This window comes from Kaistella soli (assembly GCF_019038595.1).
GTDB lineage: Bacteria > Bacteroidota > Bacteroidia > Flavobacteriales > Weeksellaceae > Kaistella > Kaistella soli.
The window spans coordinates 16780-30352 of record NZ_JAHOPF010000007.1 but is presented as its reverse complement, the minus strand read 5'-3'; the positions used below and the strand labels follow the sequence as shown (position 1 = coordinate 30352).

Here is a 13573-nt window from a genome sequence, read left to right as displayed (position 1 = left end):
ATGGATCTGATCCATTCAATTTAAACAACTTAGTATGAGAAAGGTATTTTTAATGATGATCTGGCTGATGGGATTTTCTGTAATGAACAGTCAGGTTTACTATCAGGCAGCGCCTGAAGGATTTGGTGCCGCGGCCACGGGTGGCGGCAATGCAGCTCCGGTAACAGTGACAGATTTTACCAGTTTAAGATCCAATATTACTTCCGCTGGGTCAAAGGTCATTCTGGTATCGGGAACCATTCAGATTCCTTCAGGACAGCAGATCAGCGCAGTGATTACCAACAAATCTATTATCGGACTGCCGGGTGCTAAACTGGTTAATGAAAACCAAACCGGTGCCGGGATTCTTAATTTGAAAAGCGGCTCTAATAATGTTATCATCAGAAATCTGATTTTTGTAGGTCCCGGTGCCTACGACATCAACGGAAATGATAACCTTACCAACCAAGGCGGTACCAATATCTGGGTGGATCACTGTGAATTTCAGGACGGGCAGGACGGCAATTTTGACAATGTAGGATCTGCAGACAATGTCACTATTTCGTGGTGTAAATTTACTTACCTGAAGGCGCCTATTGCAGGGGGAGTAGGCGGAAGCAACGATCACCGTTTTTCGAATCTTGTAGGTTCCAGTGCCACAGATGCGCCTGCGGACGGACATTACAGCATTACCTATCAAAGCTGTTACTGGGCCGACGGTTGCCGGGAAAGGATGCCCCGCGCAAGGAATGCTGAGCTGCATATTCTGAACTGCTATTACAACACGAATGTTTCCGGTGCTGTAGGGTTAGGTCTTGGCGGCGGTACTAAAAATTCCACGGTATATGTTGAAAATACAAACTATGCTAAAATCAGTACATTTTTCAAAAGTTATGTGTCCACAGACGGGGGCAGCATTGCCGTAAATTATATCAACAGCCTTTCCGGAGCTGGCGCGATCGGCGGTGGGTCCAATATCGGTACGGTAAGTCCGCCCAATTATGCATATACCGTCATTCCTACAGAAAATGTGGCTGCTTACGTGCCTGATCCTGGCTGTGGCGCAGGTGCGACATTGCAGGTGACTGAGTCCGGGGTTATTACGCCGGGACAGTGTGCCAATATGGGAGTAGGCAGCACGGGAAAAACTCCTGAGTTAAAATTATTTCCTGTACCGGTAAAGGATGTACTGAATATTGAACTTCCGGTCAATCGCAACAGACTGATGAATCTGGAAATCTACAACCCAGAAGGAAGGAAGGTTTATTCAGGATCTGTGCCGAATACTTCTGGTAAGACGATGACCGTTGATGTTGCTCACCTTCCGAAAGGCACTTATTTTGGAAGGCTGCGGGCTGGAGACCAATCTTTTCCCTTAAAATTTATTAAAGACTAAAACGGATTTTAATTTTCTTCAATGAGTGCATTCCAATGAGAATGCACTTTTTTGTTTCTACATGTTTAGATATTATGGATGTTGTGACGTGGGGTTTTGCGCCAGCCGCAAGCTTGATGCTTAATAACAGCAGAAAAAAGTGAATAAAAAGCCAATAAAATCAAAAAAGTATCTATATTTGTGTAATCGATTGTATTAAATATAAATAACAACAAATCAGTACTTTAAAAAAATGTTTATGAAAAAAACCTTACTTCTTATGTTGGTAGGGGTGATGAGCACCACCTTCACCATGAAAGCGCAGATTGCCCTTCCCAAAACCTGGGATTTTGCAAATGACACCACCAACTGGCCGCTGAATTCCGGAACCGGAGTTGCCGACAAAACCATTGATCAGCTGGGACTTTTCAGCAAGGGTGACGGAACCATTACCAATTTTGGGGCGATTACTGCAACATCTTACACTTATACCGACGGTTATTCCGGTGTCAACCGTCTGCAGCTCAACGGCGCAGGTTATCCAAGCAGCGGATTTACAACCACTCCGAGCCAAAGATATCTTTATTTTGATGTTTCGGGTCCCGTTACGGTAACGGTGTGGTTCAGATCAGGAAGCAACAGCTCTGCCAGAACAGTGTTCGTTACTGACGGTTCAACGGTTTTAGGGCAGAGAATTACTGATGCTGCAGGTACCGGAGAAATCTTCACGGCAAAGAAAACCAGTGCAGGTACAGAACGGCTTTATGTCTACGGAGACAGTGCCTGTAATATCTCCAAGATTACCGTTACTGCCACCACATTAGCGACAGGTGAGAGTGCTCAGGCTGCGGAAAAAGTATTCACCAACGGTAAAACTGTATATGTCTCAAAAGTTTCAGTTCCTACCGCTATTTCGGTGTATACCATGAATGGAGCTTTGGTGAATTCTCTGCATTCGAAATCTGATGTTTCGTTTGACCTGAAGCCTGGTATTTACCTCGTCAATACAACATCCGTAAAAGGATCAAAATCTCAGAAAGTAATTGTGAAATAATACAAAATTTTGCTATTGGTTTTATAAAGAAGTGGTATTCAGATGAATACCGCTTCTTTTTTTTGTTGTCAAAAATGACAGCGTGCTGAATATGAGAAATTCAGGTTGATCCCTGGGGTCTGCACAATTACTTCTGAATCCTTAACTGATCTTACATTTTATGGAAGAATGTAAAATAATTGTGCAGAATTAAAGTCGGTATGAAAATAGTTATTATATTTGTGCAATCGATTGTATTAAATCAGAATAACAAAAAAATCAACTTATTAAATTCATTAATTATGAAAAAAACATTACTTGTTGCATTCGCAAGTCTGCTGTCGGTTTTCTCTGCAAATGCGCAGACTACCTCATGGGACTTCAGTAATGATGCAACCAACTGGCCGATCAATGCAGGGATTGGGACAACGCCAATCGTAAAAGCGGGCTTAGGACTTAATCCTATTTCAAGCAACTCCAATTTCGGGGCGATTACCAACTCTTCTCAGGTTACTTTTTCCGACGGTTATGTCGGTACAGGAAACAGATTTCAAACCAACGGGGGAGGTGCTGTATCTGCAGGAACTTATCATCCGACCCAACGTTATTTCTTCATTCAGACGAATGGAGCATGTACTGTAAAAGCTTGGTACAAGAGCGGAAGCGGAGGAGCTGTAAGAACAGCTTATGTTAGTAACGGAGATATGACGCTCTACGGTTCAGCGGCAACAAGTCCTTCTGCGACGCCAGCTGATACTGCGATTCTTACTGCGAGTATCCCATCAGCAGGAACGTTCTATATCTATACTGATGCTGCGATTAATTTTTACAAAATTGAGGTGAGCGGTGCTACGGTAATTACCACTTTAGCGTCCAATACTTTAGCTGCTTCTGAAACTTCAGCAAATAAGAATTCCACTGTGATCTTCTCAGAAGGCAGCAGAGTTCACGTTTCGAAAGTAGCAGGCGACACCAAAGTAAATGTGTACAATACCGCAGGCGGACTGGTAAAATCACTTAACACCAAATCTGATGTTAATTTTGATTTGAAAACCGGTGTTTATATCGTAAACGTACAGTCGGATAAAGGAGTAAAATCCCAAAAGGTTATCGTGAAATAAATTTAGGATCATTTATTTATACAGGAAGCAGCATTTTTCGGAATGCTGTTTTTTTTGTTGCCTGTGGGACATCCATGGGCATTTTTTTATGGCAAGTCTATTTAGAAATACCTTTCTCCTTTTGAAGTTTTGTGTTCCGTGATTATTGAGTAGAAAATAATGGTATGGATTTAATATCTTTTCCTGTTGCGGATGGTTTAAAACAACAAAAAAGACCTTTTATTCCGCATAGTGTTTCTGAATCAGGAAGTAGCTTTTGATGCGTCTTTTTACCGTAACACATCGGTTATCTGAATCGCTTTAAACGTTATTCATAACAGTTAAAGGTGTTAGGGTCGATTCTAAAATGTTTCATTAACTGATTTTTGGTCTTGAACCAGTCGGAATGATTCACAAAAAAACCTTCCCCAAAAGGAGAAGGTTATATAAATCCGGTCAGTCAGAAATTTACTTTTTAATAATCTTCTGGGTGGTGCTTCCGGATTTTGTAGTGATTTTCATCAGATAGATTCCCGCATTCAGATGCTGCAGATCCACTGATTTTATATTGCCAGTAACAGTTCTCACCAAACTTCCGTTTGCACTGAAGATACTGATATTCTGTACTTCTTCGGCAGACTGGATTAATACTTTGTCCACTGTCGGGTTAGGATAAACGGTCAGCTGATTCTTTCTGTTCTGCTCACCGGCAGCCAGAACCTGAGTGTCATAAACCGTTTTAATATAAAACAGATTCGCGGTGTCTCCTTTCAGGATCGCATTGGCTCCGGCTGGTACATTAGGAATGCTGATCACACCGTTTGCTCCGGCCGGTACGGTATAAGTTGTCCCGTTAAGCTTAATTTTACCTGCAAATGCCGGATCAAAAACCAGTGTCAGGGTTGAGGTTTTTGCTGTGGTATAATTGATGAAGGTCGCGGTTTCAATTTTCAGCCTTTTCGTAAGCGTATTGCCGTCATAATTTGTCGATCCGTCGGTTGAATTCATATTTCCTGAGATTGTGTAGTAAGTGCTTACTTTTCCGTCAGTTGTAAAATTATGTATAAATGTGGTTTCAGCTGAAGGCTCGCCCAAAGCTACATTTCCTGATCCAGATACAGGCGTTCCTGAGGATCCTGACGTTGTCAAAGTAAATGAAACATCTGTAGTCGGTGTACCGGTAACCGTTACTGTTTTTGCTGCAATATTTTTAACGAATGTCAGTCCTGAAGCCGGTAAACCGTCAACGGTTACATCTGTGGCAGTTCCGCCCCAGGTAAATACCATGTTTTCAATTGGGCTTCCTGCAGCGACAGTCTGGTCATTATTTGCAGGGATATCAAGCGTCTGGGTGCTGACTACCACCGGAGTTTCTCCCTGAACATAAACCATAGGACTGGTGTAATTAACGAGCATTGCTTTTAAACCTGCATTGATGTCGTAGGAAGTATCATCCGCAGCGGTGAAAGTCCATTTCATGTCTCCGCCGTCAACGCGTCCGGCATACTGCATTACTTTGGTTTTTGCTGCTTCGGGTTCATCAACCACCAAATTTTTCACATATAAAGCAGCATCGGTATCAAAATTATTATAAACCCCTGCACCTTTTTTTGCTTTTACCGTATTGGCAACCGTTTCACCTCGTGAACTGGCCACATATGCGTCAAATTCTACAGGGTAATTCACTGCATCATAAGCAATAAAACGGTTTTGCCCGCTCATTGTATTGTTAAATGCTTTAATGATGCCGCCGTTTTCGCTGGAGAAAGTTCCGGGACCGGTGAAGGTATCAGTTCCCTGCATGGAGATCAGCATCGGATATTTACAGTTTCTGAAAAAATTTCCTTCAAGAAAGAGGGAAGAACCCATTGTAGATCCTGCACCATATTTAGAATTTCCGTCAAAATAATTGTTATACACGTGCGCGGAATAGTATCTTACTCTCGGATGTCTTGAATCTGAATGATCGTACCAGTTGTGGTGGTAAGTCACATAAAGACCTGCCGTAGTTCCTTCGCTTAATCCCAAAAGGTTGGCTTTTCCGCTGTCCCAAAAGTGGTTGTAAGACAGCGTTACAAACGTTGATTTTTTTACATCCAGGGCGCCGTCTCCTTTTACCTGATCGGCATCACCGCCTGCTTTTCCGTAAAACATATCATTGTTATGAACCCAAACATGATCGTTGGACTGCTGCAAACCAACATTGTCACCTTCGGCAGCGTCAGTCAGCATAAATCCTAAATTACGGACTTCAATATTTGAGGCATTCTTGATCCGTACTCCCCATCCGTTGGCGTAAGCATCGTCTCCAATTCCTTCAAGGGTAATGGAACCTGCGGCGAAGTTATTATTTTCGATCACCAAGTCGCCGCTCAGAAGGTAGCTCGGATCGGTGATGTTTCCAATCAGTCTTACCGCCAAAGGACGGTTGTCTTTTCCTTTTTTGAATCCGTCCAGAATCGTCTGCAGACCTACACACGGGTTTGCAGTAGCGCCCGTAACATTCATCGATACGGTGTTTTTGGTATTCTGAGTAATATAAATGACCACGGCGTTGCTTTTCAGGGTACCGTCCATATTGTACGCTCCCGGTATTCTTCCGCCTTCGTGGGCAAAGCCGTTACGGTCGTGTGCAAGAACAGTTACCGTATTGGATACGGAGGCTGTGCCTTCTGTGCCTGCTTTTACCGGAGCTACTTTAATGGTATAATTGCCTGCTGCAAGTCCCGGCAGATCTGCACGGAAATAAGTCCCGTAACTTCTGATCAGCTGGGTGTCAATTTTGCGGTCGGTAATTCCGGCACCGGAATAATATACATTATAGCTGTCTGCATCGCTTACCGGATCCCATTTTACGTAGGCGCTTTCCAGCGAACCGGCTTCTGCAGTGATGTTTACTCCCTGTGCGCTGATCAGCACTGCGGTAAACAGCCAACTCAGGATGGATAAAAATTTAGTCATAATTCAATAAATTTGTTTAATAATTATAATTTATGTAATGGATTACACAAAGTTATATGAAATATTAATATGCGCAAGAAATAATTAATATTTCTGATTATTGTCATTAAAAATGTAATATTAAAAGGGTTTTTGAATGGATTCGCGTGTTAGGAAACTTATTTTGTGAGTTGAATTTAACATTATTTTAACCTTCGAAATCTGCGTTTAAATCTGTTTTTAAGTTCAATACGTCAATAAAAGTTATATATTTGTGTAATCGATTGCTAATTTATTTGGCAATTTTCTCAACATCAGGACCGCCCAATTTGTGTGTTTTATGAAACTGTTTGTGTCAGTTGTTTTTCTCATTTCCTTTTCTCTGGGTTTTGCGCAAATCCAGAAAGACCTCTCCTTCACCAATGAATCGGAGCTGCAGAAAGTGCTGAAGAAATTTCCGTCGGTTGCTCTGGCGAAAGCTCCAGTTTCTGCTGATGTAAAAGAGATTAAAGATATTCCCTATCATAGTTTAGGAGATAGAAAACTTCTTCTGGACGGTTATCTTCATCAGTCAGCAGGAAAGAAACCCGCCGTTATCCTTATTCACGGCGGAGGATGGAAATCCGGAGATAAAGAAATGATGATGCCTCTCGCGCAAAGTATTGCCTCGCAGGGATATCAATGTTTTGCGGTGGAGTACAGGCTTTCAGGGGAAGCAAAATATCCGGCAGGGATTGATGATGTACTGAACGCGATCCGTTTTTTAAAGTCAAATGCAGCGAGGTTTAATATTGATGCTTATAAAATTGCGGTACTGGGAACTTCTTCGGGAGGGCAGATGGCAGCTTTGACCGGGACTAAATATTCGGGGCAGGTGAGCGCTGTCATCGATATCGACGGAATTCTGGCATTCAGTCATCCGCAGTCAAAGGAAGGAACTTTGGCCGCTGAATGGCTTGGCGGAACTTATCAGGAAAAACCGGAGATCTGGAGTGATGCTTCGCCGCTATGTCACGTGGACAGAAATTCTGTTCCGGTGCTGTTCATCAACAGTCAGTACGAAAGGTTTCAGGCAGGCAGAACAGATATGACTGAAGTCTTAAATCGATATTCCATCTATTCCCGTTCTGAAAAAATAGAAAATTCGCCGCATACGTTCTGGATGTTCAATCCCTGGTTTGAACCGACGGTAAAATATGTGACGCAATTTCTGAATAAGCAGTTCAAACCATAATTTTAAAATTTAATCATAAAAAAAATAATATGAAATCTATACACCCCATTCTGGCCATCCCGGTGCTTTCTTTACTGCTGAACTGTAATGCGGCCAAACCAACTTCACTGGCTTCCCAAAATGCTAAAACTTATGCTGAACTTTCAGTAAAAGAAGGCGGCGAATGGAAAGGCAAAAAATATGAAGGCGGCACTTTTAAAAATGTTCAGAATTTAACCCTGCCGTCAAGCCATACCGATCATTCTTACTATATCCGTTACGAAGGGCCGGGCTGGGAAAGTAATAAAATAGGGTACCGTCTGTATCTGGACTGGCGAAATGCCATTGATATCTACGGAAAACTCACCGAAGAGATGGTGCTTCAGGGCGTAGGACAGGACGGATTTGATTCCTATCACGAAATGAGCGACTGGGGTGCCGATATTCTTAAAGTAGGAAAAGGACTTGGCATCGGTTCCATCGGAAGGGTTGTGGACAATGAAGTTCAGCATTTCAATAAAGTGGAAAATACCACCGCCAGGGTAGAGAATTCCAAAGCAAACTCCAAAGTTTTTGTGAATTATAAAGGCTGGGAAACCAACGGAGAAACCACCGATCTGAGTTCCGAACTTACGGCTTCCCCCGATCAGCGTTATACCAGACACACGATACAGAGCAGCAGAGCGCTTAACGGAATTGTTACCGGAATTGTAAATCTTTACAAACTGCCTTCCATCAGAAAAACCAGTGGTAACGGGAAATGGGCGTATATTGCAACCTACGGAAAACAGACGCTGTTCAATGATAACCTGGGGATGGCTGTATTCTATAAAACCAGTGATGCGGAGAAAGTTTTTGAAGGGGCAACTGATCATTTAGTTCAGTTTAAACCCACAACAGAAAAGGTGACTTTCTATTTTCTGGGCGCATGGGAAAAAGAACCGAACGGCATCAAAACCGAAGCGGAATTCCTGAAGTATCTGGATGAAAACCTTGCGAAATTAAATACCTCCAACGAATTAAAGTAAAGCTTATGATTTCATTTTCAATAAAAAGTATTTCTCTGGTTCTCTTTGGAGCTCTGGTTCTGACAGGATGTAAAACCATTTCCAAAACTGCAGTTAACGGTATGGAAGTTCCTGCGGATAAAAAATGGTCAGAAAGAATGGCGCTTACTTTAATGAAAAAATATCCTGAAGCCTATATGCTCGATGACAAAACCGAGCCTAAATGGGACTATGTTCACGGGTTGGTCATGATAGGTTTTGAGGAACTCTATGCAAAAACCAAAAACCCCGCGTATTTTAATTATGTGAAAGGCTATGCAGACGCCACTATTGATGCGAAGGGAAATATCCCAAGCTACAAATTCTCGAGTTATAATATCGATATGATTATTGCCGGTCATCATCTGTTCGATTTATATGCTAAAACCAAAGACAACCGTTATCTTACAGCTTTAAAAACTTTACGTTCGCAGCTTGATACCCAGCCCAGAACTTCTGAAGGCGGTTTCTGGCACAAGAAAATTTATCCGAACCAGATGTGGCTCGACGGACTTTATATGGGCTCTCCGTTTTACGCCAGATACAATTCAACCTTCGAAAACGGTAATAAACTGGATGATGTGGCCTTGCAGTTCGAGCTGGTGCAGAAAAATATGGTTGACCCTAAGACAGGTTTGCTGTTCCACGGCTGGGACGAAAGCCGCGAAATGCCCTGGGCAGATCAAAAGACAGGAAATTCTCCAAACTTCTGGTCGAGATCGATGGGCTGGTACGCCATGGCTTTAGTGGATGTCCTTGACTATTTTCCAAAAGACCATCCAAAAAGAGCGGAACTGATTTCTTATTTAAATGATCTTTCTAAAGCGATCGTAAAATATCAGGATGCTACAGGGCTTTGGTATCAGGTAACCGATCAGGGCACACGTGAAGGCAATTATCTGGAAGCCTCAGGTTCATCAATGTTTGCGTATGCGCTCGCCAAAGGCGCCAATAAGGGCTATCTGCCGAAAACCTATAAAGCGGCTGCGAATAAAGCATTTGACGGACTGGTTAAAAACCTGATTACCGTTTCGCCGGAAGGTTATGTTACCCTTACCCAGGTTTGTGCGGTGGCGGGATTGGGCGGAAAACCATACAGAGACGGTTCATACGAATATTATGTCAATGAGAAAAAGAAAGACAACGATCCGAAAGGTACCGGACCGTTTATTCTGGCCGCTCTGCAACTTGACCGATAACCGATGAAAAACCGGATCACCTTACTATTTCTTCTGATATTGAGTCTGCACCATCTGAACGCGCAGTCTCTAGAAAAAAAGTGGAGTAAAACAGCATTTTCTAAAGACGCTGCTTTCCTTGCCTCTGAAGAAGCTGTACGCATTGCAGAGAATGTTCTGCTGTATCAAAAGTCAAACGGAGGCTGGGGAAAGAATATTGCCATGCAGAAAGTACTTTCTGCGCAGGAAAAAAAGGAGATTACAGCGTCCAAAAACAACCTGAAGGAAACGACGATTGACAATAATGCGACCGTTCAGGAGCTTACTTTTCTGGCGAATGTCTACCGGTATCACCCCAACGAATCCTACTGCGCTGCTTTTCTGAAAGGCCTGGGTTTTCTTCTGGAAGCACAGTACGAAAACGGCGGCTGGCCTCAGTTTTATCCCTTACAGAACAATTACAGTTCGCATATTACCTATAATGATGATGCGATGGCCAATGTGCTTTTTCTGTTAAAAAAAATCATGGATGAAAGGGAGACCTTTCCTGTGAAAATCCCGTCAGAAACGATGTCAAAAATCGAATATTCTTTTTCAAAAGGTATTGAAATCATCCTAAAAACCCAGTACAAACAGAATGGAAAACTTACAATCTGGTGTGCGCAGCATGACGAATTCAGCCTGTTTCCAGCCAAAGCGCGGGCTTATGAATTTCCGTCGCTCAGCGGGAAGGAATCTGCAACACTGGTTTTGCTTCTGATGTCTTTGGAAAAACCTTCAGCTGAAGTCATTAATGCCGTGGAACATGCGGTGAAATGGTTTAAGCAGAATAAGGTCACAGGTTTTAAAGAAGCAATAGTTTCAGGAGATAAAAAACTGATCGCTGACGGTACGGCACCGCCAATTTGGGGAAGATTTTATGACCTCGAAACCAACCGGATTTTTGTTTCGGACCGGGACGGAATCAGGAAAAGCTCGTATGATGACATCGGTTTTGAGCGCAGAAACGGTTATGCCTGGTATACTTACGAACCTGCTGAAGTGCTTAAAAAATATGATCAATGGAAAAAGAAATTCGTTAAAACCATTCCCGATAAAAATTATTATGTCGTTTCTAAAGATGGTTCAGGGGATTTCGAAAGCATTCAGCACGCTGTTGATCAATGCAGATCTTTTCCCGACGAAAGAATTACCCTGTTCATTAAAAAGGGAACGTACCATCAAAAAGTAAAGATCCGGCAGTGGAATACGAATATTACAATCATCGGAGAGGACCGTGATGCTACCGTCATTACTTTTGATGATTATTTTGATAAAGCAGACCGGGGCAGAAACAGTACATTTTTCACCTCCACTTTCAGTGTTGAAGCGAATGACATTGTCCTTGAAAACCTCACCATCAGGAATACTGCAGGTGACGTAGGACAAGCCGTTGCACTGAGCATTACTTCAGACAGGGTAGCGGTGGTCAACTGCAGCCTGACCGGCAACCAGGATACGCTTTACCTTGGAAATGAAGGAAAAATTTATATTAAAGATTCCTATGTGGAAGGTACCACCGACTATATTTTCGGAGGCGCAACTGCTTATTTTGAAAACTGCGTCCTGCACAGCAAAAAAGATTCCTACATCACCGCACCTTCCACGCCTCAGGGCAGCAGGTTTGGTTTTGTTTTTAATAACTGCAGACTGACGGCAGCTGAAGAAGTGAGCAAAATTTATCTGGGAAGACCGTGGCGCAGTTTTGCAAAATCAGTATTTTTAAACAGTGAATTACCTGCAGCCACCGCGACTGAAGGTTGGCACAACTGGAATAAAAAAGAAGCAGAAGAAAACGCTTTCTTCGCGGAATTCAGCAATTCAGGGAAAGGAGCAAAACCAGATTTGAGAGTGAAATGGGCTCATCAGCTTTCCCGAAAAGAAGAAAAAAAATACACCAAACAGAATATTTTAAAAACCGAAATCAACAGCAACTGGTATGAAAATCTATAAATTAATCCTCCTTTCCGCGTTCTTTTTAGTGGGCTGTAAGGCCAACAATATTCATAAAAAAATTATAGTTCATACGATTGGCGATTCCACCATGGCCATTAAGCCCGATCCCGACAAAAATCCGGAAAGAGGCTGGGTTCAGGTTCTGCCACAGTATTTCAATGATCAGGTTGAGATTAAGAATTACGCCGTTAACGGAAGAAGCACCAAAAGCTTCAGAGAGCGCGGCAACTGGAAACCTGTTCTGGAAGCTTTAAAACCCGGCGATTATCTGTTTATACAGTTTGGGCACAATGACAGTAAAGATACCGATCCGGAGCGTTATACGAATCCCCAGACGGCTTACCGCTATAATTTAATCCGGTATATTGAAGAAGCCAGAGCCAAAGGGGCGGTTCCCATTCTTTTTTCTTCCATAGCGAGAAGAAAGTTCAATAAGGAAGGCGTGCTGCTGGATGCGCATGGAAATTATACTCTGGTAGCCCGAATGGTAGCCAATGAAATGAAAGTGCCGTTTTTCGATATGCAGTACCTGACTGAAAACCTCGAAACCGCTTATGGAGTGGAAGGTTCTAAAAAGCTGCACCTCCATTACCAGCCAGGCGAAATTCCTTATTATCCTGAAGGAAAAGATGACAATACCCATCTTTCCGAACTCGGTGCCAACGAAATTTCAAAACTTTTTATTGAAGAACTGAAGCGCCAGAAACATCCTTTGGCGAAATATCTGAAGTAGGAAAATATAACGTCTTTAGTCCTACAGATCATCCATGCTGCGAATAGGTCGCTATCAAATGCGTGGAAAGTATTTGAGATTTGCTTAATTTTTTAAGAGGTAAGATGCCGGTCATGCTATTGCCGCTATTTATATCTTCGATCATGCTCCTGACAGATTGGAACAGATATTGACGTGAAACAGCAGTAAAAATGTTGCGATTTCACCTTTGTTACGGATGAAATATCCTGCATTCTTTACTGACTAAAGTAACCAAAAAAACAAAAGCAATGAACGTACTGTTTGTATTAACTTCCCATGACAAACTGGGAAATACCGGTGAGAAAACCGGTTTCTGGATCGAAGAGTTTGCAAGTCCCTATTACTATCTCACGGATAAAGGGGTAGAAGTAACCCTGGCTTCTCCTGCTGGAGGACAGCCTCCCATTGATCCCAGCAGTGATAAACCGGAAAACCAGACTGAAGCCACCATCCGTTTCAAGGCTGATAACGCACTGCAGGAAAAACTCGGTAAAACGCATCCTTTGTCCGAAGTAAAAGCGGAGGACTATGACGCGGTATTTTATCCGGGAGGTCACGGGCCACTTTGGGATTTGGCTGAAAGCAAAGATTCAGCGAAGCTGATCGAAAGTTTTTACGCTATGGAAAAACCTGTAGCTTTTGTATGCCATGCTCCGGGAGTATTGAAAAATGTGAATGATGCTGAGGGAGAGCCACTGGTAAAAGGTAAAAAAGTGACCGGATTTACTAACACGGAAGAAGAGCTTGTGAAACTCACCGACGTGGTTCCGTTTCTCGTTGAAAATATGCTGAAAGAAAAAGGAGGAATTTATTCGAAAGCAGGCGATTTCGAACCTTATGCTCTGGAAGACGGTCTGCTGATTACCGGCCAAAATCCGGCTTCATCTGAAAAGGTGGCGGAAATCTTACTTAATAAGCTTCAGAAATAAATATTCAAAAGCATAAAAAAAGTTCCGGATG

At 42.6% G+C, this 13573-nt stretch carries 10 protein-coding genes; 9 read left to right on the top strand and 1 reads right to left on the bottom strand.

Annotated elements, in window-relative coordinates; all coding sequences use genetic code 11:
* The first annotated feature begins 34 nt into the window (after nucleotides 1-34).
* The 3 genes from KSK37_RS12910 to KSK37_RS12900 all read left to right on the top strand — a co-directional run bounded on the left by KSK37_RS12910 (nucleotide 35) and on the right by KSK37_RS12900 (nucleotide 3508).
* Nucleotides 35-1375 (top strand): T9SS type A sorting domain-containing protein, encoded by a 1341-nt coding sequence (locus tag KSK37_RS12910; RefSeq protein ID WP_217201956.1) that lies wholly within the window; start codon nucleotides 35-37, stop codon nucleotides 1373-1375.
* 238 nt (nucleotides 1376-1613) lie between these two features.
* Nucleotides 1614-2408, top strand: coding sequence for a T9SS type A sorting domain-containing protein (locus tag KSK37_RS12905; RefSeq protein WP_217201955.1), 795 nt, complete (start codon nucleotides 1614-1616; stop codon nucleotides 2406-2408).
* 281 nt (nucleotides 2409-2689) lie between these two features.
* On the top strand, nucleotides 2690-3508 hold the full coding sequence (locus KSK37_RS12900) for a T9SS type A sorting domain-containing protein (protein WP_179209416.1): 819 nt from the start codon (nucleotides 2690-2692) through the stop codon (nucleotides 3506-3508).
* 447 nt (nucleotides 3509-3955) lie between these two features.
* Here KSK37_RS12900 and KSK37_RS12895 read toward each other — a convergent pair whose 3' ends face one another.
* A complete protein-coding gene (locus tag KSK37_RS12895; protein ID WP_217201954.1) occupies nucleotides 3956-6448 on the bottom strand; it encodes a pectate lyase family protein in 2493 nt (830 codons plus the stop codon).
* Nucleotides 6449-6767: 319 nt separating this feature from the next.
* Here KSK37_RS12895 and KSK37_RS12890 point away from each other — a divergent pair, with 319 nt between their 5' ends.
* From KSK37_RS12890 to KSK37_RS12865, 6 genes are all read left to right on the top strand, one after another.
* A complete protein-coding gene (locus KSK37_RS12890; protein WP_217201953.1) occupies nucleotides 6768-7661 on the top strand; it encodes an alpha/beta hydrolase in 894 nt (297 codons plus the stop codon).
* A gap of 29 nt (nucleotides 7662-7690) precedes the next feature.
* Nucleotides 7691-8668 (top strand): DUF4861 family protein, encoded by a 978-nt coding sequence (locus KSK37_RS12885; protein ID WP_217201952.1) that lies wholly within the window; start codon nucleotides 7691-7693, stop codon nucleotides 8666-8668.
* A gap of 5 nt (nucleotides 8669-8673) precedes the next feature.
* A complete protein-coding gene (locus tag KSK37_RS12880; RefSeq protein WP_217201951.1) occupies nucleotides 8674-9885 on the top strand; it encodes a glycoside hydrolase family 88/105 protein in 1212 nt (403 codons plus the stop codon).
* A gap of 3 nt (nucleotides 9886-9888) precedes the next feature.
* A complete protein-coding gene (gene pelA, locus KSK37_RS12875; RefSeq protein WP_217201950.1) occupies nucleotides 9889-11856 on the top strand; it encodes a pectate lyase in 1968 nt (655 codons plus the stop codon).
* Complete coding sequence (locus KSK37_RS12870) at nucleotides 11843-12592, top strand: rhamnogalacturonan acetylesterase (RefSeq protein ID WP_088360449.1); 750 nt, start codon at nucleotides 11843-11845, stop codon at nucleotides 12590-12592. Before pelA ends, KSK37_RS12870 begins: the two co-directional genes overlap by 14 nt.
* 269 nt (nucleotides 12593-12861) lie before the next feature.
* Nucleotides 12862-13542, top strand: a complete 681-nt coding sequence (locus tag KSK37_RS12865) for a type 1 glutamine amidotransferase domain-containing protein (RefSeq protein ID WP_088360448.1) — start codon at nucleotides 12862-12864, stop codon at nucleotides 13540-13542.
* The last annotated feature ends 31 nt before the right edge of the window (nucleotides 13543-13573 follow it).